Annotated in this window: 25 protein-coding genes; 11 read left to right on the top strand and 14 right to left on the bottom strand. The window is 64.1% G+C overall.

The genetic code is table 11. The annotated features are described in order from the left end of the window. Positions 1 to 89: 89 nt before the first annotated feature. Positions 90 to 995 (bottom strand): LysR family transcriptional regulator, encoded by a 906-nt coding sequence (locus AC3EMP_RS00460; RefSeq protein ID WP_352597620.1) that lies wholly within the window; start codon positions 993 to 995, stop codon positions 90 to 92. A gap of 114 nt (positions 996 to 1109) precedes the next feature. On the opposite strand from AC3EMP_RS00460, the gene AC3EMP_RS00455 reads away from it, so the two are divergent. After that, positions 1110 to 1742: a pyridoxamine 5'-phosphate oxidase family protein gene (locus AC3EMP_RS00455; protein WP_352597619.1), complete on the top strand. Its 633-nt coding sequence runs from the start codon at positions 1110 to 1112 to the stop codon at positions 1740 to 1742. A gap of 98 nt (positions 1743 to 1840) precedes the next feature. Here AC3EMP_RS00455 and AC3EMP_RS00450 read toward each other — a convergent pair whose 3' ends face one another. The 3 genes from AC3EMP_RS00450 to ftsE all read right to left on the bottom strand — a co-directional run bounded on the left by AC3EMP_RS00450 (position 1841) and on the right by ftsE (position 4332). Then, complete coding sequence (locus tag AC3EMP_RS00450) at positions 1841 to 2560, bottom strand: YdcF family protein (protein WP_023737444.1); 720 nt, start codon at positions 2558 to 2560, stop codon at positions 1841 to 1843. Between the two features lie 130 nt (positions 2561 to 2690). Beyond that, the gene (locus AC3EMP_RS00445) at positions 2691 to 3680 is read right to left on the bottom strand and encodes a cell division protein FtsX (protein ID WP_023701396.1); all 990 of its coding nucleotides are present in this window, start codon (positions 3678 to 3680) and stop codon (positions 2691 to 2693) included. Further along, the gene (gene ftsE, locus AC3EMP_RS00440) at positions 3673 to 4332 is read right to left on the bottom strand and encodes a cell division ATP-binding protein FtsE (protein WP_023685344.1); all 660 of its coding nucleotides are present in this window, start codon (positions 4330 to 4332) and stop codon (positions 3673 to 3675) included. The genes AC3EMP_RS00445 and ftsE overlap by 8 nt, the downstream gene beginning before the upstream one ends. A gap of 174 nt (positions 4333 to 4506) precedes the next feature. Between ftsE and AC3EMP_RS00435 the strand changes: the two genes are divergently transcribed. From AC3EMP_RS00435 to AC3EMP_RS00425, 3 genes are all read left to right on the top strand, one after another. Further along, complete coding sequence (locus AC3EMP_RS00435; protein ID WP_352597618.1) at positions 4507 to 5142, top strand: hypothetical protein; 636 nt, start codon at positions 4507 to 4509, stop codon at positions 5140 to 5142. Positions 5143 to 5166: 24 nt separating this feature from the next. Continuing rightward, positions 5167 to 5709, top strand: coding sequence for a hypoxanthine phosphoribosyltransferase (gene hpt / locus AC3EMP_RS00430; protein ID WP_023673315.1), 543 nt, complete (start codon positions 5167 to 5169; stop codon positions 5707 to 5709). 64 nt (positions 5710 to 5773) lie between these two features. Beyond that, a complete protein-coding gene (locus AC3EMP_RS00425) occupies positions 5774 to 6145 on the top strand; it encodes a response regulator (protein WP_023698715.1) in 372 nt (123 codons plus the stop codon). A 6-nt stretch (positions 6146 to 6151) separates the two neighbouring features. Here the strand turns inward: AC3EMP_RS00425 and AC3EMP_RS00420 are convergent, their stop codons facing one another. Beyond that, positions 6152 to 7102, bottom strand: a complete 951-nt coding sequence (locus tag AC3EMP_RS00420) for a DMT family transporter (RefSeq protein WP_023804532.1) — start codon at positions 7100 to 7102, stop codon at positions 6152 to 6154. 221 nt (positions 7103 to 7323) lie between these two features. On the opposite strand from AC3EMP_RS00420, the gene AC3EMP_RS00415 reads away from it, so the two are divergent. Beyond that, on the top strand, positions 7324 to 8187 hold the full coding sequence (locus AC3EMP_RS00415; protein ID WP_023701399.1) for a LysR family transcriptional regulator: 864 nt from the start codon (positions 7324 to 7326) through the stop codon (positions 8185 to 8187). Here AC3EMP_RS00415 and AC3EMP_RS00410 read toward each other — a convergent pair. The 3 genes from AC3EMP_RS00410 to AC3EMP_RS00400 all read right to left on the bottom strand — a co-directional run bounded on the left by AC3EMP_RS00410 (position 8184) and on the right by AC3EMP_RS00400 (position 12264). Further along, positions 8184 to 8555, bottom strand: a complete 372-nt coding sequence (locus tag AC3EMP_RS00410; protein ID WP_023685340.1) for a glyoxalase superfamily protein — start codon at positions 8553 to 8555, stop codon at positions 8184 to 8186. The two genes, AC3EMP_RS00415 and AC3EMP_RS00410, sit on opposite strands and share 4 nt — an antisense overlap. A 41-nt stretch (positions 8556 to 8596) precedes the next feature. Next, positions 8597 to 11185, bottom strand: a complete 2589-nt coding sequence (locus AC3EMP_RS00405) for a TIGR02302 family protein (protein WP_352713344.1) — start codon at positions 11183 to 11185, stop codon at positions 8597 to 8599. A gap of 137 nt (positions 11186 to 11322) precedes the next feature. Further along, entirely contained in the window at positions 11323 to 12264 is a 942-nt protein-coding gene (locus tag AC3EMP_RS00400) for a threonine/serine dehydratase (RefSeq protein ID WP_352713342.1), read from the bottom strand. Between the two features lie 50 nt (positions 12265 to 12314). Between AC3EMP_RS00400 and AC3EMP_RS00395 the strand changes: the two genes are divergently transcribed. Then, entirely contained in the window at positions 12315 to 12617 is a 303-nt protein-coding gene (locus AC3EMP_RS00395) for an ArsR/SmtB family transcription factor (protein ID WP_023694025.1), read from the top strand. A gap of 20 nt (positions 12618 to 12637) precedes the next feature. On the opposite strand, the gene lysA is transcribed toward AC3EMP_RS00395, so the two are convergent. The 3 genes from lysA to argH all read right to left on the bottom strand — a co-directional run bounded on the left by lysA (position 12638) and on the right by argH (position 15662). Continuing rightward, complete coding sequence (gene lysA, locus AC3EMP_RS00390) at positions 12638 to 13906, bottom strand: diaminopimelate decarboxylase (protein ID WP_023750542.1); 1269 nt, start codon at positions 13904 to 13906, stop codon at positions 12638 to 12640. An 80-nt stretch (positions 13907 to 13986) separates the two neighbouring features. Then, a complete protein-coding gene (locus tag AC3EMP_RS00385) occupies positions 13987 to 14193 on the bottom strand; it encodes a hypothetical protein (protein ID WP_023673325.1) in 207 nt (68 codons plus the stop codon). Positions 14194 to 14261: 68 nt separating this feature from the next. Further along, a complete protein-coding gene (gene argH, locus AC3EMP_RS00380) occupies positions 14262 to 15662 on the bottom strand; it encodes an argininosuccinate lyase (RefSeq protein WP_352713340.1) in 1401 nt (466 codons plus the stop codon). A gap of 34 nt (positions 15663 to 15696) precedes the next feature. Here argH and tlpA point away from each other — a divergent pair, with 34 nt between their 5' ends. Beyond that, positions 15697 to 16389 carry a thiol:disulfide interchange protein TlpA gene (gene tlpA, locus AC3EMP_RS00375; protein WP_023804537.1) on the top strand — a complete coding sequence of 231 codons (693 nt, stop codon included), beginning with the start codon at positions 15697 to 15699 and terminating at the stop codon, positions 16387 to 16389. A 99-nt stretch (positions 16390 to 16488) separates the two neighbouring features. Here tlpA and AC3EMP_RS00370 read toward each other — a convergent pair whose 3' ends face one another. After that, positions 16489 to 18936, bottom strand: coding sequence for a bifunctional diguanylate cyclase/phosphodiesterase (locus tag AC3EMP_RS00370; protein ID WP_352713338.1), 2448 nt, complete (start codon positions 18934 to 18936; stop codon positions 16489 to 16491). Positions 18937 to 19410: 474 nt separating this feature from the next. On the opposite strand from AC3EMP_RS00370, the gene ugpB reads away from it, so the two are divergent. The 4 genes from ugpB (at position 19411) to AC3EMP_RS00350 (ending at position 23604) form a co-directional block, all read left to right on the top strand. Then, positions 19411 to 20721: a sn-glycerol-3-phosphate ABC transporter substrate-binding protein UgpB gene (gene ugpB, locus AC3EMP_RS00365; RefSeq protein ID WP_023711727.1), complete on the top strand. Its 1311-nt coding sequence runs from the start codon at positions 19411 to 19413 to the stop codon at positions 20719 to 20721. Between the two features lie 71 nt (positions 20722 to 20792). Beyond that, positions 20793 to 21677, top strand: coding sequence for a sn-glycerol-3-phosphate ABC transporter permease UgpA (gene ugpA / locus AC3EMP_RS00360; RefSeq protein ID WP_023694019.1), 885 nt, complete (start codon positions 20793 to 20795; stop codon positions 21675 to 21677). 9 nt (positions 21678 to 21686) lie between these two features. After that, entirely contained in the window at positions 21687 to 22535 is an 849-nt protein-coding gene (ugpE, locus tag AC3EMP_RS00355; RefSeq protein WP_023694018.1) for a sn-glycerol-3-phosphate ABC transporter permease UgpE, read from the top strand. 7 nt (positions 22536 to 22542) lie between these two features. Then, positions 22543 to 23604 (top strand): sn-glycerol-3-phosphate import ATP-binding protein UgpC, encoded by a 1062-nt coding sequence (locus AC3EMP_RS00350; RefSeq protein ID WP_023744000.1) that lies wholly within the window; start codon positions 22543 to 22545, stop codon positions 23602 to 23604. A gap of 35 nt (positions 23605 to 23639) precedes the next feature. Here the strand turns inward: AC3EMP_RS00350 and AC3EMP_RS00345 are convergent, their stop codons facing one another. Then, positions 23640 to 24722 carry an ABC transporter ATP-binding protein gene (locus AC3EMP_RS00345; protein ID WP_023686694.1) on the bottom strand — a complete coding sequence of 361 codons (1083 nt, stop codon included), beginning with the start codon at positions 24720 to 24722 and terminating at the stop codon, positions 23640 to 23642. Beyond that, positions 24719 to 26290: an ABC transporter permease gene (locus tag AC3EMP_RS00340; RefSeq protein ID WP_023694015.1), complete on the bottom strand. Its 1572-nt coding sequence runs from the start codon at positions 26288 to 26290 to the stop codon at positions 24719 to 24721. Before AC3EMP_RS00340 ends, AC3EMP_RS00345 begins: the two co-directional genes overlap by 4 nt. Between the last annotated feature and the right edge of the window lie 115 nt (positions 26291 to 26405).

Below are 26405 nucleotides of genomic sequence, written 5' to 3'. Positions count from 1 at the left end.
TGCGTTGGTTACACCAAGCGCGGGCAAAAAGGAAACGCCGCAATGGCCTGACATAGGCCGGCTCGCCACTGACTCAAGCCAGCCTCAACTCACCACGTCGCCTGCAACAGCCGCTGCTTCAGCCGCGGAGCGGCGAAATCGAGGAACGCCCTGAGTTTCACCGCCAGCAGGCCTTGGCCGGCATGGACGAGGCTCACCGGCCACGGCTGCGGCTCGAAGGGTCGCAAGACCGGGACGAGCACGCCGGAACGTACTGCGTCCGCGATCTGGTAGGAGAGCACCCGCGTCATCCCGGCGCCTGCAATCGCGGCATCGATTGCAGCTTCCGCCGTGTTGACGCGCAGCCGTGAGTGGATCGGCACGATCAGTTCGCCCTTGTCGCCGGCAAAGCTCCAGCTGGCGAGCGCTGCAGGCCCTTCGAAACTGATGCATTCATGCGCGGCCAGATCGTCCGGCGTCCGCGGCATGCCATGCGCGGCGATATAGGCGGGGCTGGCGCACACGACGCGACGGATCGCGCCGACGCGGATGGCAATGAGGCTCGAAGGCGCAAGCTCGCCGATGCGGATGGCAAGGTCGAGATGTTCCTCCGCCAGTTGGGTTATCCGGTCAGCCAGCGTCAGGCGAATGTTGACTTGAGGATAAGCCGCCAGGAATTCGGTGACGACAGGCAGCACGTGCAGGCGACCAAAGACGACTGGCGCGGTGATGAACAGATCGCCGGTCGGCGTGCTGTATTCGCCGGCGGCGGTGCGTTCGGCTTCGCCGACCTCGCCGAGGATGCGGCGGCAGGCGGCGAGATAAGCCTGGCCGGCATCGGTCAACGTGAGCTGCCGGGTCGAACGGTTCAGCAGGCGCGCCTGAAGGTGCTTCTCGAGGTCGGAAACCTTGCGGCTGACTGTTGCTAGTGGAATGCCGAAATGGCGGCCGGCAGCGGAAAGGCTGCCCGCTTCTACCGCGACGACGAACAGCGACATGGCTTCGAGCCGATCCATAGCTTCTTCCGGAAATTGGAAGGATAGCTTACAATTATGCCATCTACATCCAAAACATGAAAGGACTTACATCTCCGCGTACAATGGCCGTGTTTCGGCCTCGCGGAGGCTTCCATGAATGCTCATACTTTCACCAGCGATGTCGCCTTCACGCCGACGGTCAAGGCGATCCAGACCCGCAAAGGTTCACGCAAGGGCTATGCCAGCGCCGAGGAGCGCGGCGGATGGCGCGCCCATATGACGCCCGACCTCGCCGACCTCATCGCGGCGCAGACCAGCGTCTTCCTGTCGACGGCAAATGGCGAGGGTCAGCCCTATATCCAGCATCGCGGCGGGCCAGCCGGCTTCCTCAAGGTGCTGGACGAGAAGACCATCGGCTTTGCCGATTTCTCCGGGAACAGGCAGTTCATCACGCAGGGGAATCTCGCCGACAACAACCAGGCATTCCTGTTCCTGATCGACTATGCGCATCGCCAGCGCGTCAAGATCTGGGGCACGGCGCGCGTCGTCGAGGACGATGCCGAGCTTCTGGCAAGGCTGATGCCGCAGGACTACAAGGCGCGCCCCGAGCAGGTCATCTTGTTCACCGTCTCGGCCTGGGATGCCAATTGCCCGCAACACATTCCGCAGCGATTCGAGGCCGCCGATGTCGCGGCCGCACTCGCCGAACGCGACAAGCGGATTGAAAGCCTCGAACAGGAGATTGCGCGGCTGCGTGGCGCGGAAGACGGCACGGCCAAGGGGTAATCGAGCGCCGTCAGAGTCGTCTGTCTGGACGCAATTCCCAAGGGAAAGCGTACGTGCTTTTCCCGGGAAAACCGCTACACACTTTTCCTGGAATTGCTTTAGTCCTTGGCGGTCGAAACCTCGGCCAGTGCGACGCTGTCGGCAGTCTGGCGGACCGGGACGACGCCGCGCGCAAGCGCCAGCAGGTATTTGCTGTATTCGGTCAGAAGCACGCGTAGTGCTTCCGGCTTGGTCAGCCAGTCGCCATTGTCCAGATTGGTGTTGACCACCGGATAGGGTTCAAGCCTGGCGCCATGCAGCAGGCGGCCCATCTCGAGCAGGCTGCGCGGCATGTGGTAATTGTTGGTGACGAGGATGACGCTGCCATAGGCGTGGCTCTCCACCCATTTAGCGCTTTCCTCGGCATTGCCGATCGTGTCGAGCGCGGCGCGGTCGATGTCGACACAGCAGGAAAACAGCGCCTTGTCGCCGCCGGTAGCAGCCTGCAATTGGCGGCGGCTGGCAGAGGGATGCACGCCTGAGATCAGCAGCCGCTCGCCCTTGCCGGAGGCAAGCAGATCGAGTGCTGCGTCGAGGCGGGCCTGACCGCCGGTCAAGACGATGATCGCATCGGCCTTGGCCGGGTTGGTCGGGGTCGTCATGTGGCTGACCTTGCTGGCGAACCAGCCGAAGCCACCGGCAAACAGGGCCACAAGCAGCAGTAGACAGAGGGAGGCGAGACGCAGGGCGGTGCGCAAACGGCCCAGCCCGGTGCGCACACGCGAACGCACCACTGGCATCTGTCCAGCCGTTCCGGTCGACTCCCGCGCGTTCATCATCCTATGGTTAATCCTGAAATGCCTTTTTGGTAAGGAAAAAAGCGCACATTGCGTTACGTCGGTTTTCGATCCGTGATCCCTTCCATTCCTGTCCTTGCCCCCGAACTGTTTTCGCTTCTGCCCTCACGGGTCACCCCGCATCCGGCTGGCGGACATCGATGTCGCTGAGATAGGCGACGACGGTGGCGTGCGAGGTCGCCGCCGTCAGTCCGCCGATCACCAGCACCATCAGGCCGACGCCGAGATAGCCTGCCGATCCGATGGCGAAATTGCCGAACAAAGCGGTGGCCTGGTCGGCCTGCGGCGTTGCCATGTTGCGCGATGACCACCAAGAAAAGACGATGAAAACCAGGATCGCGGCTGCGCCGCCGGCGGCCGCGCCCTTCATGCCGGTGACCAGGAAATGCCAGCGGAATTCGCGCGCGATGAAGCGCGCCTCGGCGCCGACGAAATGCAGCACTTCGATGATATGGCCGTTACCGGCCATGGCGCCGCGCGTCGCAAACACTACGGTCAGCACCGTCGCCGACAGCATCAGGACCAGCACGGCGATGCCGATGGTGACCGTGGTGCGGGCCATGGCGACCAGCCGGTCGACCCATGTACGGTGATCGTCGAGCGAAGCACTCGGCAGCTTGGGCGTGAGCGCCGCACGGATGGCGCTAAAGTCGGGCGGACTGGTCTCGTCGATGGTGACGATGATCAGGCGCGGCACCGGCAATTCGTCGATATTCAGGCCCGAGCCCAGCCATGGCTCCAACAGACGCGCGGTGGCGTCGCGATCGATGATCCGGGTTTCCTTCACGCCGGGGAATTCGCCGACGATCTGCGAGGCCTGGGCAAGGGCTGCCTCCATGTCGAGGCCGTCGACCGGTTTGATCTGAATCGTCGCCTCGCGCGAGATCTGGTTTTCCCAGACCGAGGCAGTGTCGCGCACCAGCGTGACGGCGCCGAAAGTCAGGCAGGACAGGAAGGTCATGATGGCGATCACCAGCACCAAGGCGCGGCCGGCAATATTCTGCGCCGGCACGATCGGCGCCATGCGGCGCTGGACACGCTGCGTCGTCGTCGCCGGTTCGGCGGCGTCTTCATGCAGCTGTTCGGCCGATACTTCAGTCATAAATATCCAGCCTTCCGCCGGCCAGGATCATGCGGCGCGCGTCGACCTGTTCCATCAGGCCGAGATCGTGAGTGGCGATCACCACCGCGGTGCCGAGCCGGTTGAGCTCGATGAACAGCCTGAGCAGCCGGCGTGCCAGTGGCGGGTCGACATTGCCGGTCGGCTCGTCGGCAAGCAGGATTTCGGGCTGTTCGATCAAGGCCCGGGCGATTGCCGCGCGCTGCTTTTCGCCACCCGAAAGGACCGGCGGCAGCACATGCATGCGCTCGCCCAGGCCAACCCATTTCAAAAGTTCGGTGACGTCGGTGCGGTAGCTCGCTTCCTCGCGGCCGCGCACGCGCAGCGGCAGAGCGACATTCTCATAGGTGGTCATGTGGTCGAGCAGGCGGAAATCCTGGAACACCACGCCGATGCGGCGCCTGAGATGCGGCAGTTCAGCGCGCGAGATGCGCGAGCGGTCCTTGCCGAAGATGGTGATCAGCCCGCGTGTCGGCTTCAGCGACATGAACAGAAGGCGCAGCAGCGTCGTCTTGCCGGCGCCGGAGGGCCCGCTCAGGAACTGGAAGGAGCTCTCCGGAATGTGCAGGGAGATGTCGCGGAGGATTTCCGGACCCATGCCATAGCGGAGGCCGACATTTTCGAAGCGGATCACGTGCGACGACCTGAGGGCGGCGGCGTGCCAGCCCTTTCTGTCCAACGACCATCGGCCGCCATGGTTAACCGTCGGTTAATTTTCGCTGTTTTTGAGTGCGTCACAAGGGTTCCGGTGGGGAAGCGTTAACCATTTCCATTTACGCAAAAGAAACGAAGAGGCAACAGCGGGGCCATGATGGCTGAGCAACGAACCGCGCGCCCGGTTTCCGGCGAAATCATGACCGGGACAAGTGTCGCACCGGAATCGCGTCCTGTGGCGACCGACATCGTCGATGCCGATTATGAGGTGCTGCCGCAGCTGATCCCACTGATAGAAGCCATGCCGACGCCGGCGCGCGACATCGCGACGCCGTCGATCGAAGGCATGGAGATGCTGCGCAAATCAGATGCGTCAGCCGGGCGGCCGGCATCGCGTGGCGGGCCGATCTTCTGGATTGCCGGCATCGGTGCGGCCCTTGCCACCTTCTGGGTCTCGGGTGGCCACGCGCTGGTGCGCCAGACGCCGTTCTGGACAGTCGAACAGCCGGCGGGCGCCGTACTCAGCATTGCCGGCGTCACCTCGCGTGTCGACGCCTCGGGATCCACCCCGGTGCTGTTCGTCGATGGCGAGGCCGTCAATGACGGTTTAAAGGCGGGACAATTGCCGCCGCTGGAGATACGTGTCACCGGCAATGACAGCCGCATCACCCGCTATACTCTGGGGACATCCAACCGTTCTCTGGCGCCCGGCGAAAGATTCGGCTTTTCCAGCCGCCTCGATGTGCCTAGAAACGGCGTCAAGGCCGTGGCGGTCACCTTCGCCGGCTAGTCGGTTTCTCTGGAAAGGTTGTTGATGCCAGTTGTGCGCGGCAAGGACATCGAGGTCCTGTTTTCGGCGTCCGCGATCGCGCGGCGCAATCTCGAACTCGCCAAGGAGATCGCCGAGCACGACTATCACGACCTGCTGGTGATTTCGGTGCTGAAGGGCTCGTTCATCTTCGCCGCCGATTTGATCCGCGCCATGCACGATGTCGGGCTGTCGCCCGAGGTCGAGTTCATCTTCATTTCCAGCTATGGCGCCGGCACCACCAGCGGCGAGGTGAGGGTGCTGCGCGACATCGACAATGAGGTCGCCGGCCGCGACGTGCTGCTGATCGACGATATCCTGGAGTCGGGCAAGACGCTCTCCTTCACCCGCAACCTGATGCTGTCGCGCGGCGCCAAAAGCTGCGCCATCGCGGTGCTGTTGGACAAGCGCATGCGCCGCCAGACCGAGCTGAACGCCGACTATGTCGGCTTCGACTGTCCCGATTACTTCGTCGTCGGCTACGGCATGGACGTCGCTCACGCTTTTCGCGAACTGCCGTTTGTCGGTGTCGTCAAAGGCGATGCCTGAGAAAAGGCCCCCGACGCTTCAAATTTTCAGAAAAAGTCAACTTTTGCCCGCCAAATTCCGGCCCATGGCAAAGCTTCTGATCGTCGAGGACGATGAGTCCGTCCGCACCCTCGCCGCCCGCGCGCTCGAACGCGCCGGGCACTCGATCGATATCGCCGCCGACGGCGCGCAGGGGCTGGCGATGGTCAGTGCTGCAGGCGGCGGTTACGACCTCGTCGTCTCCGATATCCGCATGCCGGAAATGGACGGCATCGAGATGGCGATCGCCGCAGCCAAGCTTTTCCCTGACATGAAGATCCTGCTGATGACCGGCTATGCCGACCAGCGCGAGCGCGCCGAGGAATTGAACGGCGTCATTATCGACGTCGTGCAAAAGCCTTTCACGCTGGCTGAAATCCGCTCGCGGGTCGACCAGGCGCTCGCCTGCTTCGCCTGACACGCTTCAGGCGACATCCTGAGACGCGGCGAGGACAGGCGCAGCGCTCCGGCGCCGTTCGGTGTTGAGCGCCAGCAGACCGGCGCCGATGATCAGCGCCGCACCGATGGCAGTGGTCGAGCGCGGCACCTCGTCGAAGAACAGGAAGCCCCACAACGGCGACCAGATGATGCCGGTGTATTCGAAGGTGGCGACGCGGTTGGCGGGCGCCAGCCTGTAGGCCTGCGACAGCAGAATCATGCCGGCCGAAGCGACGAAGCCGCAGGCCGCCATCTTGAGGAAATCCGGGGTCGTCGGCCAGACCCACGGCCGCACCAAGAATTCGAGGCTGGGGTGGACAGCATGGGTTATGCCGGCAAGCCAGAATGTGCCGGCAACCGCAGCGGCGCCGACCAGATAGGCGCCGTTCTGGTAGAAGGCCATGACGGTGGAGGATTCGGTGTCGCCGATCTTGCGCGCCATCAGCTGTGAAAAGCCGTAGAGCAAAGCCGAGCCCAACGAAAGCAGCGCCGCCCAGTCGAACAGGCCGGCGCCCGGGCGCAGCATCACGACCACGCCCAGCATGCCGGTCAGCACGGTGGCGAGAGCCTGCCAGGAGACGCGCTCGCCGAGATAGGGCCCGGCCATCGCCATGATGAACAGCGGCGCCATGAAATAGAGCGCCACCGCGTCGGCGAGCGGCAAGGCAGCGATGGCCAGATAGTAAACCGTATAGGAGGAGAACTGGATGAAGGCGCGTATCGTCAGCAGGCCGAACCGCTTCGAGGCGATGGCCCGCAGGCCGACGTCGGCGCGAACGAGAAAGATCAGGATCGGCAAAGCGACGATCGAGCGGATCCACATCACCTCGGTCACGGGATAGCCGGCCGACACCGCCTTGACCAGCGGGTCCTGGAGCGAGAACACCAGCACGCCAAGGCACAGGCTGATGATGCCGAGAACGATCCGGTTGCGCATGTCGTCCCGTCGGCCCCTTGCCTGTCCGCAGCCGCCCGGCTGCGGGTAAAAAGAACCCGCCACCGTTTCGGGCAGCGGGTATGAGTGAGGACTCTTTGATTGGTCCGCAGCCGGTTTCGCGGCGGCATATCCAATGGGCGAGCGGACTATGCTGCGGCGTTTGACATGTTGCAAACGAATTGGAATGATACCAGAGATCAAATTTGCTTATGACGGATTCGATGCGGCCAACCCTCGACAGCGATCTCCTGCGCACCTTCGTCGCCATTGCCGAAGCGGGCAATTTCACCCGGGCGGCGGAGCAGGCCGGGCGCACCCAGTCGGCGGTGTCGATGCAGATGAAGAAGCTCGAGGAGCTGGTCGGCGACAGCCTGTTCGAACGCGGCTCGCGCGGCGTGGCGCTGACGCGCCGTGGCGGCGAGCTGATCGTCAATGCCCGCCGCATCGTCTCTCTGCTCGACGAGACGGCGGCATCGATGGCGGCGGCACCGCTTGGCGGGCCTGTGCGCATCGGCATTCCCGAGGAATATGGTCACGCCATCCTGTCGCGCGCGCTCGGCGCCTTCTCGAAGCGTCACACCAAGGTCGAGGTCACCGTGCGCTATGCACATTCGGGCGCCCAGCTGGCAGCGTTGGCGGCCGGTGAACTCGACCTCGCCGTGGTGTTCGAATGGCAGGATCCTTCCGGCGGCGAGGTGCTGATGCACGATCCGACCGTGTGGGTGACATCGAGCCTGCATCACATGCATGAGGAGCGGCCGGTGCCGATCGCGCTCTACAACCGGGCCGGCTGGTGCAAGGACTTTGCCATCAAATCGCTTGAGCAGCGTGGGCTGGCCTACCGTGTCGCCTATACCAGCGACACCACCGGCGGCCTGAAGCTCGCCGTCACCTCTGGCCTGGCGATCGCGCCGATCTCGCACAGCAATATTCCGGATGGCTGTCGTGAACTCACCGCCGCTGACGGGTTCGGCCATATCGATTCCTCGAATGTGGTGATGCACCGCAGCCCAAATGCCTCAGGCGAAGCTATCGACGGCATGCAGGAGGCGATCCGCGAGGCGTTCGTCAACCGGCCGGCTTAGTCTGTTGCATCCTCGTAGAAATGCAGGCGATTGCCGAAGGGGTCGCCGACCGACACTTCACGGGTCTGCCACGACGTGGTTTCGAGGCCCGGCCGGGCGTAGCGGTATCTCTTGCCGATCAGTTCGCGGTGCAATGCCGCGATGTCCTCGACCTTGATGCGCATGGCTATACCCGGCGCGCCGTCGCCATGATGTTCGCTCAGATGCAGGACACAGCCGTCGCGGATTACACCCATGTAGAGCGGCGCATTGTCGTCGAAGCGATGCTCGAACTCGACCTTGAAGCCGAGAAAGTCGACATAGAATTCGCGTGCCTTGGCGATGTCGAAGATGCGCAGGATGGGCGTGACGGCACCGAGTTTCGGCATGGCGCTGATACCATTCAGTTCGACGGATGTTGCCTTGGAGGCTACTTCAGCTCCAGCAGCCGCTCGAGGTAGCTGCGCTCGATGTCGGGGCTGAGCGCGTTGCCGAGCCGCTTGCGAATCGCCTCGAGAATCTGGCGGGCGCGCTGCACGTCGATCTCGTCGGGCACCTTCACCGAATCGCCGAAATCGGGTCCGCGGCTGGCGCGTGGTCGGCCCAGCGGATCGCGGCCGGCGTCCTGTTGGCGGCCGCCTTCCTGGCTGCCGCCCTGGTCGCCCTGCATCGCCTGCAGCTGCTTCATCATCTCCTTGGCGCCCTTGCGCAGCGCTTCCAGCGCGCGACCCTGGTGGCCGACTGCCTGGTCGCCTTCGCCTTCGCCAAGCGACTTTTCGGCATTGCCCATGGATTTGCCAGCGTCGCCAAACCCCTCATTGGGTTGCATGCCCATGCCTTCCAGGCCCTTCTTCAGCTTGTCGAGTTCGCTCTGCAACTGGCCCTGGCCTTCCTGCAGCTGCTTCATCGCATCGGCGAATTCCTGCGGTGTCATCGACTTCGGCCGGGCGAGAGGATCGCGATCCTTGCCGACGCCCGGCTGGTCCGGGTCGTCGCCATTGCCTTCGCCGGGCTGCTGATTATCTCCGCGCTGCATCTGGTCCATGCGGTAGGTGTCGTTCATCATCTCCTGCTGGCGGCGCATGATCTCGCCCAGCTTGTCCATCTGCTGGCGCATCTCGCTGTCCTGCTCGCCGCCCTGCTGCTGACGGCCGGCCTGCAGGTTGTTCATCATGTTTTCCAGCTGCGACAGCAGCTCCTGCGCCTTGTCGCGGTCGCCCGACTTCGCCAGGTTCTCGATCTGGTCCATCATGCGGTCGATATCACTCTGACGCAGCTCGCGACCATTCTGTTGCATCTGCGGCGCGTTCGGGTTCTGCTTGGCGCGCTCGGCGAATTCCTGCAGGAATTCGTTCATCGCCTCGCGCAGTTCCTTCATCGCCTTTTCGATCTCTTCGTCGCTGGCGCCGCGCTTGATGGCGTCCTGCAGCGCCTGCTGGGCTTGGCGGAGCCGCTTTTCGGCGGACGAGAGATTGCCTTCCTCGATGCCGAGCGCGATTTCCCAGAGATAGGCAACCTCGTTGCGCAACTGATCGTCGCTGTCCGACATCTTCAGCCGGCTGCGGGCGCTCATGATGGCGAGGTAATGCGACATGTTGTCGAACGTGTCCTCGGGCCGCAGCGTGATGACGTCCATCAGGTCGAGCACGCGCGGCTTGGCATTGGCGTCGAGCGCCAGTAGGCGGCGCTGCTCGACCACGGCCCGCGCCAGCGGGTTGGCGAAGGGCCGCTCCGGCATCACAATAGTCTTGGTTTCGCTGGTCGCGGTGTGTCCGGCATCGTCGGTGGCGACAAGCGACAGCTTGATGCTGGCGCCGGCCCAGACGTGCTCGGTGAGGTCCTTGGTGGTCTTGGCGGCGTTCGCCTTGCCGCCGCGGCGCGGCAGCGCCAGCGGCAGGTCAGGCGGGCCGTAGAGCGGATGCGCATCGGGCGCCGCCGGATCGGCCAGCGCGAAAACCGCCTTGGCGGTGGCCGCGCCATAGTCGTCGTCGATCTGGTAGTTGAGCTCGAAGGCGCCGTTGACGGCGCGCTTGGGCTCGCCGACGAAGCGGATCGTCGGCGGCTTGTCGGGGATCACCGCGAAGGCCCAGCGACCGAGATCGGCTTCGCCCGACTTCAGCGTCAGCGTGCCGTCGGCGGTCAGCTTGCCGGTGAACTGGCGCAGCTTGGGGGTCGCGGGGTTGACCGCCGCTGCCTTGACGGCCGCCACCTGTGGTCCCGACGGGTCGATGGCGCGAGCATTGCCGCCCTTGTCGGCAAAGCTTAGCGTTTCCTCGCCGGAGCCGCCGGTCACGCGCAGCGAGACGTCGCTGCCTTGCGGCACGGTGAAGGTGGCAACCGCCTGCTTGGCGTTGCCATCGATGACTGGCGCGGTCAAGAAGATGGGCGGCTTGCCGGTATAGGCCGGCGGGGTCACCCAGGCATCGACGCGCGGCGGTACGATGTCGCGCGCCGCATGGGCACTGAAACCATCGGACAGCCTGCCGCCGGACGGTCCGAAGGAGAAGGCAAAAGCGGTGACCAACAGCAGCGCCGCCACGGCACGCAATGCCCACGGATCGCGCTCCGGCACGCGGGTACGCGGCAGGTCGGCGCCAAGGCTGCCGAGCTTGTCGGCCATGCGCTTTTGGTGCTCGCGCCACAACGCCTGGGAAAAGATGCTTTCCTTGCCGCTGGGACGGTCGGTCTGCACCAGCACCGGGCTGTGCTGCAACTGGTTGGCGGCCTCGATACGGCGGTCGATTTCAGCGGCGGATGGAAGCTTGAAGAAACGCAGCGGATAGAGCGCCGCCAGCGTGGAAATACCGAACGCCGTGACCAGGATAATGCGCGCAATGTCAGGCAGCCGGGGGAAAAGGCCGAGCCAGGAGAGGCTGAGAAACAGGCTGGCGACGATGAGCAGCGGCAGAAGCAGCGGCCAGCCGCGCTCGACCGTGATCGAGATCCGTGTCGCCAGCCGGCTCAGGGCAAGCCGCCCGGCCAGGCTGCGATCGCCACTGGAAATGGGGCGTTCCGTCATCGGCCCTTCCTGCCCGGGCAGGATAGCCCGGACTCAACAAGCAGAAGTTTACCAGCAAACACGGCAAAGGCGAGGCGGTTCCGGAAAACTTGAAAAGCTTTGGCGGGTTTGCGTCTGCACTTCAGTCGAAGCAAGGTTTAGAATTTCGCCGGATCGGTATTCGAGCCGCAGACAAGGACGGCGATCCGCTCGCCCGGCGCCGGCGTGTAGCGGCCGGACAGCAGCGCTGCGAAGGCCGCTGCGCCGCCCGGCTCGGCGATGATCCGCACCCGCTCCCACAGCGCCTTTTGCGCGGCGATGATGGCGTCGTCGGTGACCAGGATGGAGCGTTCGACGAAGGCCTCGGCGATCGGGAACATCATCTCGCCGACGCGTTTGGGCGCCAGCGAATCGGCGGCGACGCCTTCGGCCGGCGCATCGACGGGGTGGCCGGCTTCGAAGGCGCGATGCAGCGTCGGCGCGCCTTCGGGCTCGATGGCGATGATCCTGATGCGGCCGGCAAACCAGGCGGCGATGCCGCCGATCAGGCCGCCGCCGCCGACAGCGACCAGCAGCGTGTCGATGTCGGGCAGATCGTTTTCGATTTCGAGGCCGAGCGTGCCTTGGCCGACCAATGTTTCCTCCTGGTTGAAGGCATGGATCTGCAGCGCGCCGGTCTTTTCGGCAAAAGCCTCGCTGGCGGCCAGCGCCTCGGCATAGCGGGCGCCGCCGACGATCAGTTCGGCGCCGTAGCCGCGGATGCGCTGCAGCTTGGCCGCCGGGCTGACTTCGGGAACGAAGATCGTCGCCTTGTGGCCAAGCCGCATGGCGGCATAGGCGACCGCGGCGCCATGATTGCCGCCCGAAGCCGCAACCACGCCGGCCGCAGGCACCGGCCGTTCGAGCAGATTGGTGAAGGCGCCGCGCGCTTTGAACGAACCGGAATGCTGCAGGCATTCGAGCTTGAGGTCGACCGCCAGCGGCGGCCGGTCGAAATCGGCCATGTCGACGCGCAGCACCGGCGTGTGCCTGATATAGCGGCGGATGCGCGGTTCCATCGCGGCAATGCGTTCGCGCGTGACGGTGTTGCCGTTCGTCATGACCATCTCCTTGGGATTGACAGCAATTAGTAACTTGGCAAAATGGCTAAATGCAAGAGGTTGATGTCTTCAAGGCGATCGCCAACGAACGCAGGCTGCAGATCCTCGACTGGCTGAAGGATCCGCAGGCGCATTTCCCGGCCCAGGCAGACGGCGATCTGGTCGAGGACGGCGTTTGCGCGCTGCTGATCGCGGAGAAGCTCGGCATTACGCAGGCGACGCTCTCCGAACATATGCGCGTGCTTACCCAGGCCGGCCTGCTGCGCCCCAAGCGCATCAAGCAATGGACGTTCTACCGCCGCGACGAGGACAGGATCGCCGACACAAGGATGCTCATCCAGAACCGGCTGTAGCGCAGCCGGCGCTGCGGCTTCTATTTCAGCCAGTCGGGCACCGAATCCAGGCCGATCAGCTCGTCATAGGTCTGGCGCCGGCGCACGACGTGGAAACGGTCGCCGTCGACCAGAACCTCAGGCACAAGTAGGCGGGTGTTGTAGGTGCCGGATTGCACCGCGCCATAGGCGCCGGCGGTGGTGACGGCAATTAGGTCGCCAGACTTGAGCCGGGGCAGGTCACGGTCGAGGCCGAGATAGTCGCCTGTCTCGCAGACCGGGCCGACGACATCGACCGCCATGCGCGGCGTATCGGCCGGCGGCTGCACCACCGGCTTGATGTCGTGGAAGGCATCGTAGAGCGTCGGCCGGATCAGATCATTCATGGCGGCATCGACGACGAGGAAGTTCTTGGCGTCGCCTTCCTTCACGAATATCACTTCCGAGACCAGGATGCCGGCATTGCCGACGATCAGCCTGCCCGGCTCGAACATCACCTTCACCCCAAGCTTTGTCAGATGCTTCCTGACGATATCGGCATAGGCATCGGGCAGAGGCGGCGGGCTGTTGTCGGTGCGGTAGGGGATGCCGAGGCCGCCGCCGAGATCGACATGCTCGACGGCGTGGCCATCGGCGCGCAGCGCGCCGACCAGTTCCGCCAGAAGCGCGAAAGCATCGTCAAAGGGCTGCAACTCGGTGATCTGGCTGCCGATATGGGTATCGATGCCGATGGGCTTGGTGCCCGGCAGCCCGGCCGCGCGGGCATAGACCTGGCGCGCCCGTTGCCATGGAATGCCGAACTTGTTCTCGGCCTTGCCGGTGGAGATCTTCCTGTGCGTCCTGGCGTCGACATCCGGGTTGATGCGCAGCGAGACCGGCGCCACCTTGCCGAGCGCGGTGGCGCGGGCCGACAGCAACTCCAGCTCCGGCTCGGATTCGACATTGAAGCAGAGAATGCCGGCCTCGAGCGCAAAATCCATTTCGCGCGCGGTCTTGCCGACGCCCGAGAATACGATCTTGCTGGCCGGGATTCCGGCGGCGAGCGCGCGGCGCATTTCGCCTTCCGAGACGGTATCGGCGCCGGCGCCGAGCTTTGCCAGCGTCCGCAGCACCGCCTGGTTGGAATTCGCCTTCAAGGCGTAACAGACCAGCGTGTCGAGACCGGCAAAAGCCCCGGCGAACACCCGGTAGTGCCTCGTCAAGGTTGCCGTCGAATAACAATAGAACGGCGTGCCGACGCTTGCGGCGATGTCTGGTATCGCCACGTCCTCGGCATGGAGCACGCCGTCGCGGTAGTCGAAATGGTTCACGAGAGTGTTTCCGGAAGTTGGAGCACGAGACCTGGTTAGCACGAGACCTGGCCAGAAAGACCAAGCCGGTCTCATCGGCTCTAGATCAGCGGGTCCAGGATGAACTTCTTGTCCACGACCGGTTTTTCCGGCTCCGGCGGCACCGGCTGTTTGGCGCGCTCGGCGTCCTTGCGGGCCTGGACGGCCGCTTCATAGGGCGTGTCGAGACCGGCCTTACGGCCGCAAGCGGTCACGGCAGCCATCGCCGTCAGCAGCGTCAGCGTCACCAAAATCCTGCTTGCGGTCATCGATCCATCCGTCCGAAACTTTATGTGCTGCGCTTTTAACCGAGTTTTAGGCGCATTGCACCCCGGCATCATGCCTTGGCGATGCGCTTTTTCCAGCTGCGGATCTGCTTCCTGACCTCCGACGGCGCCGTGCCGCCGAAACTGGTGCGGCTCTTCACCGAATTCTGCACCGCCAGAACCGAGAAGATGTCTGCCGTGATGCCGGGGTTGATCGACTGCAGATCTTCCAGCGACAGCTTTTCAAGGCTCGCCTTCTTCTCTTCGGCCACCGCCACCGCGCGACCGGTGACATGGTGTGCCTCACGGAAGGGCAGGCCCAGCGTGCGCACCAGCCAGTCGGCGAGGTCGGTCGCGGTCGCGTGGCCCGAGCCGGCGGCCTTTTTCATGGCGGCGGCATTGACCGTCATGTCGCGCACCATGCCGGTCATCGCCGCCAGCATCAGATCGAGCGTCTCGGCGGCGTCGAAGACCGATTCCTTGTCTTCCTGCATGTCCTTGCCGTAGGTCAGCGGCATGCCCTTCATCACCGTCAAAAGGCCGACCAGATGGCCGGTGACGCGGCCGGTCTTGCCGCGCACCAGTTCGGCGGCGTCCGGGTTCTTCTTCTGCGGCATGATCGAGGAGCCGGTGGAGAAACTGTCCGACAGCCTGACGAAGCCGAATTGCGGCGTCGACCAGATGATGATTTCTTCGGCGAGCCGCGACAGATGCGTGGCGGAGATCGCCGCCAGGCTCAAAAACTCCAGCGCGAAATCGCGGTCGGAGACGCTGTCCAGGGAATTGCGCATCGGCTCGCGGAAGCCGAGCGCCTTCGCGGTCTTGTGGCGATCGATCGGAAAACTGGTGCCGGCAAGCGCTGCCGCGCCGAGCGGGCTTTCATCCATCCGCTCGATGGCGTCGCGGACGCGCGACAGGTCGCGCGAAAACATCTCGACATAGGCCATGCAATGATGGCCGAAGGTCACCGGCTGCGCCGCCTGCATGTGGGTGAAGCCGGGCATCACGGTCGCCGCATGCTCCTCGGCGCGGTCGAGCAAGGCTGAGATCAGCCCCTTCAGCGCCTCGGCGACGCGAAAGCACTCGTCCTTGACCCAGAGCCGGAGATCCACCGCCACCTGGTCGTTGCGCGAGCGGGCGGTGTGCAGGCGGCCGGCGGCCGGGCCGACCAGATCGGCAAGGCGGGCCTCGATATTCATGTGGATGTCTTCCAGCCGGGTCGAGAACTCGAATGTGCCGGCCTCGATCTCTTTCAGGATCGTGTTCAGCCCGTGAGCGATCTTTTCTTGATCGGCCGCCGAAATAATGCCCGTTTCAGCCAGCATCTCGCTGTGGGCGATCGAACCTCTTATGTCTTGCGCATAGAGTTTGCGGTCGAACGAAATCGACGCGTTGATCGCTTCCATGATCGCGGCCGGACCCGAGGCAAAACGTCCGCCCCACATCTGGTTGCTGGCCTTCTTGTCGCTCATCGCTATAACCCGTGCTCCGGAGCAGTCTTAGAAAATGGCAGACGGTAGCAGATACTTCCCGGCCCCGCGCCTGATCCTCGCCGCTTTGCTGGCGGGCGTGCTGGCCGGCGTGGTCGCGGTATATGTCAGCGAGAGCGGGTCTGGCAACAACGCAGCCACCGGCAGCGCACCTGCGGCCGGCGCGGGCAACAGCAAGGACGACGTCGCCTGCGCCGCCAAGAGCGACCGCGCCAAAAAGGTTGCCGCCGCGGCCACCGGCCAGGTGGCGGCATTGCTGCCCGCCGATCCGCCGCAATCGCTGAAAAGTCTCGCCTTCAACGGTCCCGACGGCAAGCCGATGACGATCGCCGATCATGCCGGCAAGACCGTGCTGCTCAATTTGTGGGCGACGTGGTGCGCGCCCTGCCGCGCCGAAATGCCGGCTCTCGACGCCTTGCAGAAGGAAAAGGGCAGCGATGCCTTCGAAGTGGTCGCGGTCAATGTCGATGCCGGCGACGATGTGAAGCCGAAGAAGTTCCTCGCCGATATCGGCATCGGGTCGCTCGGGTACTACCGCGATTCGACGCTGGCGCTGTTCAACGACGTCAAGACGCGTGGCTTGGCGCTAGGCCTCCCCGTCACCATGCTGATCGACGGCGAAGGCTGCCTGATCGCGCATATGAACGGACCGGCAGAATGGTCGGGACCGGATGCCAAGCGCCTGGTCGAGGCCGCACTCGCCCCTTAGAGCGGTTCACCGTTTCGTCGAAACGGCTACCCGCGCTAACTTTTTTGTTTCGACGCAATTTCGGACGGAAAACCGTTTCACACTTTTCCTGAAATTGCTCTAGGCTGAGCGCAGGGCCGCCGCCGGCGGCAGCATCAAGATGCTGCCGCCGCGTTGTTTGACGCTGGCGTCCTCTTGTGCCACCGGCGCCGCGACGCCGGTCAGTTCGCTGAACGCCTCGATCGGGCTCGGCCGGCCTAGATAGTAGCCCTGGCCGATCTCGCAGGCCTCGGCGTCGAGGAATTTCAGCTCGCCCAGCGTCTCGACGCCCTCGGCCAGAACCGGCAGGCCGAGACCGCGGCCAAGCCCCAGAACGGCGCGCACGATGGCTGCCACCTGGCCGTTGCTGTCGACTGATTTGATGAATGAGCCGTCGATCTTGATCTTGTCGAAGGGGAAGGCGCGGAGATTGGACAGCGAGGAGTAGCCGGTGCCGAAATCGTCCATCGCCACACGCACGCCAAGCGCCTTCACCTGGCGCAAGGTCGCCAGCGCGCGCGGCATGTCCTTGACCAGCGCCGTTTCGGTGATCTCGAGTTCGAGCCTGCCGGGCGTCAGGCCGGAGCCGAGCAGGACTTCATGCACCTTGCGGCTGAAATTCGGATTGTGGAGCTGCACCGCCGAGACATTGACCGCGACGGTGAGAGGGTTCTTCCAGCGCGCTGCCTCGGCGCAGGCCGTCGCCAGCACCCATTCGCCGATCTGGATGATGACGCCGCTGTCTTCGGCCACCGGGATGAAGGTCGCCGGCGACACGTCGCCGCGCTGCGGATGGCGCCAGCGGATCAGCGCTTCGAACCCAACCATCCGCCCGCTGCTGATCTCCTTTTGTGGCTGGTAGACGAGGCGAAACTCATCGCGCGCCATGGCCTGGCGCAGTTCGTGCTCCATCACGCGCCGGTCTCGCGCCTCGGCGCCCATCGAGGCCTCGAAGTAACGGTAAGTGTCCTTGCCCTCGGCCTTGGCGCGGTAGAGCGCGGTGTCGGCGTGGCTGACCAGGAGTGTCGGCTCATCGGCGTCGAGCGGATAAAGTGCAATGCCGATGCTGGCCGACACCAGCCCGCCACCGACCGACAGCCGGTTTTCCTCGCGCATGGCCGCCAGCACCGCCTCGGCGATGCGGCCGGCCGCCTGCGGATCGGGAAGGTTTGGAGCGATGATGGCGAACTCGTCGCCGCCGAGACGCGCCAGCATCTGTCCGTGGCGGAGCACGGCGGAGGCGCATAGCGCCACCTTCTGCAGCATGGCATCGCCGGCGCCATGCCCGAACAGGTCGTTCACTTCCTTGAAGCGGTCGAGGTCGAGCAGCAGCAGCGCAAGATGCCCGCCCTTGCCGCCGCGGTCCATTGCGGCAATTTCGGCCTCGAGCCGGCCGGAGAAACTGCGGCGGTTGGGGAGCCCGGTCAGCGGGTCGAAATGGGCGAGGCGCAGTATCTCCTGCTCGGCCTTCCTGCGTTCGCGGATGTCGCGCACGGCGACCACGCTGTGCCGCTTGCCGCAATAGTCGATGCTCCTGGCGATAAGTTCGACGGGGATGGTGGCGCCGTCATGGGCTCTGAGCTCCGCTTCCTGTGCCTGTCCGCTGCAGTCGGACATGCCGGCCGCGGTGCGTTCGCCGAAGAGGTCGCCAAGCAGCATCGCGTTCAGCACTTCCGGCGCAATGCCGGTTAGCGCGGCGATGCTGTCATTGGCGCTGACGATGCGGGCGCCGTCGCATACGATCAGGCCCTCGACGGCGGCGTTGGCGAGGCCGTGCATGCGCTCGGCCTCGATCTTGTGACGACGGAAGCGCAGGTCGATCCACAATGCTGCGGCTGAAAGCACCAGGATAGCCAGGCTGACAGCAGCGGCGGCGAAGGCCTGCGACATCGGTTCGACCGTGAACTGCGATATCTCGATGGAGGAGTCCGGGAAGATCGACACCGCGCCCATCGCGATGAAGTGCAGGCTGCAGATCGCCAGCGTCAACAGGATGGCGGCGGCGATTGTGGCCTGCATGGACGGCCGTCGCAACACGACCAGCAGCGCCAGCGCGGCGAGGGTGACGCCTGTCAGCACCGAGACGCCGACCAGCAGCGGGTTCCAGACGATGCGCCCTTCGACCTCGAAGGCGGCCATGCCGATATAGTGCATGGCGGCGATACCGGCGCCGAGGACGGCGCCGCCGACCAGAGGGTAGTCGATGCCCCGGCGCAAGGTGGCGATCCACATGCCCGCGGCGGTCAGGGCGACGGAACCGGCGAGCGAAAGCGCCGACATTTCCGCATTGTAGGCGTTGGGGATTCCGGGAGAAAAGGCAAGCATTGCGATGAAATGCGTCGCCCAGATACCGAAGCCGGTGGAAGTGGCTGCTATCATCAGCCAGGTATAGCGGTTGCGCTCGCTCGAGCGGTCGACATGGCGAAGCAGGTTGACCGCCGAGAAGGAAGAAATACCGCAAATGAGCGCTGCCAGTGCGACCAGTCTCAGATCGTGCTCATGCACGATACAATTATAGACCGTCAGCATCTCGCCCCACCTGCTCTCCCACAGCAATCAAGCCGTCCACTTGATTAGTATGTCGCGCTTGACGAAGAATCGGTTATGCGAACTACAACTACAGCGGGTTTTTCGGGTTGTACCTTGCGGCGATCCTGTCTCATTCCAGACAGGGTCACAGCAGCGCTTGGCGCGATGCCGCTCTACCGATCTCGATCTGGCCGAGCGCCGGTATGGCGGCCGCATGGTACAGGTGCGTGGCGCTGTCACGGGGGCCCTTCATGCATCGCCGGCGGTCGGCGATCGTCGCAGGCCCACCGCGCCCATGTATCGCTGAGCCGGCTTGGCATTTCTCTCTGTCCTCGTTGCAGAGCGAGGGGGCGCGAAGTTAGCCGGGTATGAAATTCACGAAACAGCAACAAATCCGTTGTCCGATTGTCATCAGCGACACATATTGCCTTTGCGGGAGTGCCCCTTTCGCCAATGACAAACGGGAGATGAAACATGAAGTTGTTCGGCTTTGCGGCCGGTGTTGCCGCCACCTTGACCCTGCTTTCCACCACCTCCGCCTTCGCCGCCACCCAGATCAGTTGGTGGCATGCAATGACCGGCGCCAATGCCGAGGTGGTCGACAAGATCGCCAACGATTTCAATGCCAGCCAGAGCGACTATGAAATTCTCCCTGTTTTCAAGGGCACCTATCCCGAAACGCTGAATGCCGGCATCGCTGCCTTTCGTGCGGGGCAAGCGCCCGATATCATCCAGGTGTTCGACGTGGGTACCGGCGTCATGATGGCCGCCGAAGGTGCGATCAAGCCGGTGGCCGATGTGCTGACCAGCGCCGGCGTGACCTTCGACAAGAGCCAGTATTTGCCCGGCATCGTCGGCTACTATTCGAAGCCGGACGGGACCATGCTGTCCTTCCCCTATAATTCCTCGTCGCCCATCCTCTACTACAACAAGGATATCTTCCAGAAGGCCGGGCTTGATGTGAACAATCCGCCAAAGACCTGGAACGAGGTGTGGGAAGCCGCCAAGAAGATCAAGGCGAGCGGCGCCGCTTCCTGCGGCTATACCTCGACCTGGTTGACCTGGATCCACCTTGAGGCCTTCGCTGCCTGGAACGACGTTTCCTATGGCACCAACCAGAACGGACTTGCCGGAACCGACGTCGAGCTCAAGATCAATGCGCCGATCTTCGTCAATCATTTCCAGGCCCTCGCCGACCTGGCCAAGGACGGCACCTTCAAATATGGCGGCCGTACATCCGAAGCCAAGCAGATCTTCCTTGCCGGAGAATGCGGCATCTTCACCGAATCGTCGGGGGGTCTCGGTGACATCGTCAAGTCGGGCATGAACTACGGCATCGGCCAGCTTCCCTATGATAGTGACGCCAAGGGCGCGCCCCAGAACACCACGCCGGGCGGCGCCAGCCTGTGGGTGTTCGGCAACAAATCGGACGAGGAATACAAGGGCGTCGCGGCGTTCTTCTCCTACCTGTCCAAGACCGAAGTGCAGGAGTATCTGCACCAGAAGTCGGGTTATCTGCCGGTGACGCTCGCTGCCTATGAGGCGACCAAGAAGTCCGGCTTCTATGACAAGAATCCGGGCCGTGAGACGCCGATCCTGCAGATGCTGGGCAAGGCGCCGACCGAGAACTCGAAGGGCGTGCGCCTCGTCAACCTGCCGCAGGTGCGCGACATCGAGAACGAGGAGTTCGAGAAGATGCTGGCCGGCCAGCAGACTGCGCAGCAGGCGCTCGACAACGCGGTCGCACGCGGCAACAAGGCGATTCAGGAAGCGATCGGAAATTGAAGCGATTTGTCAGTTGAACCTCGTCCACGCGGACCCGCGTGGACGACTTCCTGAACAGCGAGGGAACCACACTGTCTCCACGCGTCGTCTTTCCCAACAAGACCCTGCCTTACCTGCTGGTGGCGCCGCAACTCGCCATTACGCTGATCTTTTTCTACTGGCCGACGGGGCAGGCGCTCTACCAGTCGATGCTTAGGGAAGACCCGTTCGGGCTGAAGAGCAAGTTCGTCGGGCTCGCCAATTTTCGCAAGGTGCTGGCCGACCCGGCCTACCTCAACTCGATCAAAGTTACGCTGGTGTTCTCTCTGGCGACCGCGATGGTCGCCATGGGTGTGGCCCTGTTGCTTGCCGTCATGGCCGAGAGGGTGGTGCGCGGCAAAGGCCTTTATCGCACGCTGCTGATCTGGCCGTATGCGGTGGCGCCGGCGATTGCCGGCATGTTGTGGCTGTTTCTGTTCAACCCCTCGATCGGTTCGCTGGCCTACGCCTTGAGAGGTCTCGGCATCGCCTGGGATCCCTTGCTTAACGGAAACCAAGCCATGATCCTGCTGGTGTCTGCGGCTGCCTGGAAGCAGATCAGCTACAATTTCCTGTTCTTCGTCGCCGGGCTGCAGGCGGTGCCGAAGACGTTGATAGAGGCGGCGGCCATGGACGGCGCCGGGGAGACGAAGCGCTTCTGGACCATCGTCTTCCCGCTGCTCGCACCGACGACCTTCTTCCTGCTGGTCGTCAACACTGTCTATGCGCTGTTCGACACTTTCGGTATCGTTCATGCCGTCACCGGCGGCGGGCCAGGCAAGGCCACCGAGACGCTGGTCTACAAGGTCTACAATGACGGTTTCGTCAATTTGATCCTCGGCGATTCGGCCGCGCAGTCGGTCATCCTGATGGTCATCGTCATCTCACTCACGGCCATCCAGTTCCGCTATGTGGAACGCAAAGTCCACTACGGTTGAGCGCGAGCGATGATTGGTCAGTCCCCGCTTCGCGCCCTCATCGCCCACGCCGTGCTCATCCTGGGCATCCTGATCGTCGCTTTCCCGATCTACTACACCTTCGTTGCCTCCACGCAGACGCTGCAGACCATCCTCAAGCCGCCATTGCCTCTTTTGCCCGGCGACCAGGTCTGGAACAATTACAGCGAGGCGCTGTTCGGCGGTGTCGGCCGCATCGGCGGCGTCAGTGTCGGCCGATTGCTGCTCAACACCACGATCATGGCGCTCGGCATCGCGGTGGGGAAGATTTTCATCTCGATCCTTTCGGCCTATGCGATCGTGTTCTTCCGTTTTCCGCTTCGGATGGTCTTCTTCTGGCTGATCTTCATCACGCTGATGCTTCCCGTCGAGGTGCGCATCCTGCCGACCTACAAGGTGATGGTCGATCTCGGCATGATCGACACCTATGCCGGCCTGATCATTCCGCTGATCGCCTCGGCCACCGCCACGCTTCTGTTTCGCCAGTTCTTCATGACCATCCCAGGTGAGTTGGTGGAAGCGGCGCGTGTCGACGGCGCCGGACCATGGCGCTTCTTTTTCGACATCCTGCTGCCGCTGTCGCGCACCAACATCGCGGCGCTGTTCGTCATCCTCTTCATTTATGGCTGGACGCAGTACCTGTGGCCGCTGCTCGTCACCAACAGCAATGACATGAACACCATCGTCATCGCACTTAGAAAGATGGTCTCCTTCGCCGATGCCGATACCCAATGGCATCTGGTCATGGTCACCGCGATGCTGGCCATCCTGCCGCCGATCCTGATCGTGGTGCTGATGCAACGCTGGTTCGTGCGCGGACTGGTCGATACCGAAAAGTGAGAAGCTGATGGCGACCGTCGATCTGAAGGATGTGAAGAAAGTCTATCCCGGCGGCGTCGAGGCGGTGAGGGGTGTCTCGATCGCCATTCCCGACAAGGAGCTTTGCGTTCTGGTTGGGCCGTCCGGCTGCGGCAAGTCCACGCTGCTGCGGATGATCGCCGGGCTTGAGACCATTTCTTCCGGCATCGTCGCCATCGACGGCAAGATCGTCAACACGATCGGTCCGACCGAGCGCGACATCGCCATGGTGTTCCAGAACTATGCGCTCTATCCACATATGAAGGTCTACGACAACATGGCCTACGGGTTGCGCAACCGGGGTACTCCCAAGGACGAGATCGACAGCAGGGTTCGCTCGACCGCCAAGGTGCTGGAGCTCACGGCGCTGCTCGACCGGCGCCCGCGCGAGCTTTCCGGCGGCCAGCGCCAGCGCGTGGCCATGGGTCGCGCAATCGTGCGCAATCCAAAAGTCTTCCTGTTCGACGAACCGCTTTCCAACCTCGACGCCAAACTGCGCGGCCAGATGCGGGTCGAAATCAAGAATTTGCAGCGCTCGCTCGGTGTCACCTCGGTCTACGTCACCCACGACCAGCTTGAGGCGATGACGCTGGCCGATATTCTCGTCGTCATGAATGGCGGGTTGGTCGAGCAGACGGGCGCGCCGCTCGACATCTACGAGAAGCCGGCATCGACCTTCGTCGCCTCCTTCATCGGAGCGCCGCCGATGAACCTTCTGCCTCTTTCGCAAGGACCGGCTGGTCCGGCGCTGACCGACGGCAAGACGGTTGACTTCGCGCCTACGAACGCCGCCACGCTTGGCTTCCGCCCTGAGGATGCCGACGTCACCTTCAGTGCCGAGGCATCATCCGGCGCGCTTATTCTGCCTGCGGCGGTCGAGGCGGTCGAACCTGTGGGAGCCGAAAGCTTTCTTCACTGTGCCGCCGGCGGCAACCGCATCGTCGTGCGTGTGGCCGGCCGCGCCACGGCCAAACCCGGCGATCAACTGCGCGTCGTGGCGAGGGCCGAGAAGCTGCATTGGTTCGACAATGCTGGGAAACGAGTCGATTGACGCAGCCGCTCGCGCCAAACCGACGCATCGGCAGTTCAGGCGAAGACATGCGCCTTGCCGGAAACTGTCAGACGCACGATCTCGCCGACGGCAGGTGCGTCGATTCCCGGCTTGCGTAAGGTCAGCGGTGTGCTGCCGATCGCCGCGGCGTCCGGCGGATCGGGGTTGTTCAACAGCCGCACGGCAATGGTGCACATCGAGCCTGCGAATTCCGAGTCCGTCACCTCGGCGAATATCGTGCCCGCAGGACCCGACATGCCTTCGCGCGACGTGCGCTTTACCTGCACCTGCTCCGGTCGCAGCATGATGCGGGCGATGTCGCGCCGCTCCTTCGAGTCGACGGCTATGCGACCAAGCGAGGAGGTGGCGAAGCCGCCTGAAATCTTTGCCGGCAAGATGATGGCGTCGCCAAGAAACTCGGCAACCATGCGGTCTTTCGGCTGCAGATAGAGTTCTCGCGGTGTGCCGATCTGAGAGAACTTTCCGTCGCGCATGACCGCCACCTGGCTGGCGAAGGACAGCGCCTCGGCCTGGTCGTGGGTGACCAGGATGGTGGTGATGCCGGCGGCTTCGAGTAGTTCGGCGACCGCCTTGCGCATCGAGGCGCGCAGACCGGTGTCGAGCGCCGAGAACGGTTCGTCGAGAAGCATCAGCCTGGGCTTCATCGCCATGGCGCGGGCCAGCGCCACGCGCTGCTGCTGGCCGCCGGAGAGCTGGTGCGGGCGGCGCTTGAGGATCGCCTTGTCCAGCCCGACGGTATAGGCGAGCTCGGCGATGCGCTCGGCGCGCTGGTCCTCGCCGCGGGCCATGCCAAAGCCGATATTGTCGCCGATGCTGAGATGCGGGAACAGGGCGCCGTCCTGCGCCACCAGGCCGATGCCGCGGCGGTGCGCCGGCACCGCATGGCCGCCATTGGCCAGCACCTCGCCGTCGAGCACGACGCGGCCCTGGTCGGGCGCCTCGAAGCCGGCGATCAGCCGCAGCAACGTCGTCTTGCCGCAGCCGGACGGGCCGACGATCGCGGTGCGACTGCCGCTTGCGGCGCTGAGCTCGATGCCGGCAAGGGCTGCGACCGGGCCGTAGTGCTTGGTGAGGCCACTGATTTCGAGAAAGCTCATCGCCCGGCCATCCGTTTCGACTGGACATAGAGCAGCCAGGTCAGCGGCAGCGACATCGCCACCATGATGAAGGCGTAAGGGGCGGCGGAGGCATAGTCGATCTCGCCGCTATAGGACCAGAACGCCATGGCCAGCGTGCGCGTGCCGTTGGGCGCCAGCATCTGGGTGGCGGTCAGCTCGTTCATGATGCCGAGCGCGACCAGCGCCATGCCGGCCGCAGCCCCCGGCGCCGACAGGCGAATCGTTGTCGACCAAAGCGCCTTCAGCGGCGGCCGGCCAAGGCTGGCGGCGGCGCGTTCGAGCTCGACCGGCGCCTGTGCGATCGAGGCTCTGAGGCTGATCAAGGCGCGCGGCAGGAACATCAGCGCATAGGCGACCAGGATTGTGAACAGCGTCTGGTAGAGCGGCATGGCGATGCGCACGGTGATGGTGACCAGCGCCAACGCGATGACGACGCCGGGCAGCGAACCGACGATGTAGTTGCAGCCCTCGAGCAGCCGCTGCAGCGGCCCGGGCGCGCGGATCGAGATCCAGGCCATCGGCATGGCGGCGATTGTCGCAAGCAAGGCGCCGGCGAGCGCCAGGAAGAGCGTCTGGCCAAGCGCCAGGCCGATCTCGTCGAAACGCCAGACATCGGCGCCGCCAGCGACCAGCCAGCGGCCGATGGTGACGAAGGGCACGCCGATGGCGAGCAGCGTGGTGATGGCAGGCAGAGCCAGGCAAGGCAGCGTGGCGCGCCCGAGCCTGGTGCGCTGCTGGCGGCGCGCGGCACCCGAGCCTACGCGGGCATAGCGTTCCTCGCCGCGCACCAGCACCTCCAGCGCGAGCAGCACGAAGCAGCAAGTCACCAGGACGCCGGCTAGCATGTTGGCGGCGGGACCGTTGAAGGTCGACTGGAACTGGTCGACGATCGCCGTGGTGAAAGTGTCGAAGCGGATGAAGACGTAGAGGCCGTATTCGGCCAGCAGATGCAGGCCGACCAGCAGCGCGCCGCCGCAAATGGCCAGTCTCAGCTGTGGCAGCACGACACGCCAAAACACCCGCCATGGTCCAAGGCCGAGTGCTGCGGCTGCGTCCTCCAAAGCAGGATCGAGCCGGCGCAGAGCCGCCGCCAGCGGCAGATAGAGGAACGGGAAATAGGCGAGAACCGAGACCAGCACGCCGGCCCACAGGCCGTGCAAGGTCGGCACCATGGTGATCCAGGCGTAGGAATGCACGAAGGCGGGGATGGCGAGCGGCGCCACCGACAGCCAAGCCCACAGGCGGGCGCCGGGCAGGTCGCTGCGCTCGGTCAGCCATGCCAGCGTCACCGACAGCACGGTGGCGATCGGCACGGTGAGCGCCACCAGAAGCACGGTGTTGACCAGAAGTTCGCCGACGCGCGGCCGGAAGACCAGGGCCGAAGCAGTGTCCCAGCCGATCTGCACACCGATCCAGATGATGAACGCCAGCGGCAGCAGCGACAGCAGCGAGACAATTATGGCGGCAAGCGCGATCCAGGACATGGGCTTCCGGCGGGACCGCCCGACTGTCTGGCCTGAACGTGCGAGATCGACCGCAGTTTGCATCAGCTCGACCGCGCCACTGCCGCCGGGGCGGGGGCGCCGCAGGCGCGGCCGGAAACGCAATGTGTTGTCATGGACAATGCCATCTCGAAAACAGAGCGCTCCTGCGGAAAGTCCG

The organism is Mesorhizobium sp. P160219 (assembly GCF_057786095.1).
Note: the sequence above shows the minus strand (reverse complement) of the source record. Positions and strands in the feature narration are given on the sequence as shown.

Coding starts and splice junctions, on each gene's coding strand:
- AC3EMP_RS00460 (WP_352597620.1), bottom strand. CDS start 995: ATGGATCGGCTCGAAGCCATGTCGCTGTTCGTCGTCGCGGTAGAAGCG.
- AC3EMP_RS00455 (WP_352597619.1), top strand. CDS start 1,110: ATGAATGCTCATACTTTCACCAGCGATGTCGCCTTCACGCCGACGGTC.
- AC3EMP_RS00450 (WP_023737444.1), bottom strand. CDS start 2,560: ATGATGAACGCGCGGGAGTCGACCGGAACGGCTGGACAGATGCCAGTG.
- AC3EMP_RS00445 (WP_023701396.1), bottom strand. CDS start 3,680: ATGACTGAAGTATCGGCCGAACAGCTGCATGAAGACGCCGCCGAACCG.
- AC3EMP_RS00435 (WP_352597618.1), top strand. CDS start 4,507: ATGATGGCTGAGCAACGAACCGCGCGCCCGGTTTCCGGCGAAATCATG.
- hpt (WP_023673315.1), top strand. CDS start 5,167: ATGCCAGTTGTGCGCGGCAAGGACATCGAGGTCCTGTTTTCGGCGTCC.
- AC3EMP_RS00425 (WP_023698715.1), top strand. CDS start 5,774: ATGGCAAAGCTTCTGATCGTCGAGGACGATGAGTCCGTCCGCACCCTC.
- AC3EMP_RS00420 (WP_023804532.1), bottom strand. CDS start 7,102: ATGCGCAACCGGATCGTTCTCGGCATCATCAGCCTGTGCCTTGGCGTG.
- AC3EMP_RS00415 (WP_023701399.1), top strand. CDS start 7,324: ATGCGGCCAACCCTCGACAGCGATCTCCTGCGCACCTTCGTCGCCATT.
- AC3EMP_RS00410 (WP_023685340.1), bottom strand. CDS start 8,555: ATGCCGAAACTCGGTGCCGTCACGCCCATCCTGCGCATCTTCGACATC.
- AC3EMP_RS00405 (WP_352713344.1), bottom strand. CDS start 11,185: ATGACGGAACGCCCCATTTCCAGTGGCGATCGCAGCCTGGCCGGGCGG.
- AC3EMP_RS00400 (WP_352713342.1), bottom strand. CDS start 12,264: ATGACGAACGGCAACACCGTCACGCGCGAACGCATTGCCGCGATGGAA.
- AC3EMP_RS00395 (WP_023694025.1), top strand. CDS start 12,315: ATGCAAGAGGTTGATGTCTTCAAGGCGATCGCCAACGAACGCAGGCTG.
- AC3EMP_RS00385 (WP_023673325.1), bottom strand. CDS start 14,193: ATGACCGCAAGCAGGATTTTGGTGACGCTGACGCTGCTGACGGCGATG.
- argH (WP_352713340.1), bottom strand. CDS start 15,662: ATGAGCGACAAGAAGGCCAGCAACCAGATGTGGGGCGGACGTTTTGCC.
- tlpA (WP_023804537.1), top strand. CDS start 15,697: ATGGCAGACGGTAGCAGATACTTCCCGGCCCCGCGCCTGATCCTCGCC.
- AC3EMP_RS00370 (WP_352713338.1), bottom strand. CDS start 18,936: ATGCTGACGGTCTATAATTGTATCGTGCATGAGCACGATCTGAGACTG.
- ugpB (WP_023711727.1), top strand. CDS start 19,411: ATGAAGTTGTTCGGCTTTGCGGCCGGTGTTGCCGCCACCTTGACCCTG.
- ugpE (WP_023694018.1), top strand. CDS start 21,687: ATGATTGGTCAGTCCCCGCTTCGCGCCCTCATCGCCCACGCCGTGCTC.
- AC3EMP_RS00350 (WP_023744000.1), top strand. CDS start 22,543: ATGGCGACCGTCGATCTGAAGGATGTGAAGAAAGTCTATCCCGGCGGC.
- AC3EMP_RS00345 (WP_023686694.1), bottom strand. CDS start 24,722: ATGAGCTTTCTCGAAATCAGTGGCCTCACCAAGCACTACGGCCCGGTC.
- AC3EMP_RS00340 (WP_023694015.1), bottom strand. CDS start 26,290: ATGCAAACTGCGGTCGATCTCGCACGTTCAGGCCAGACAGTCGGGCGG.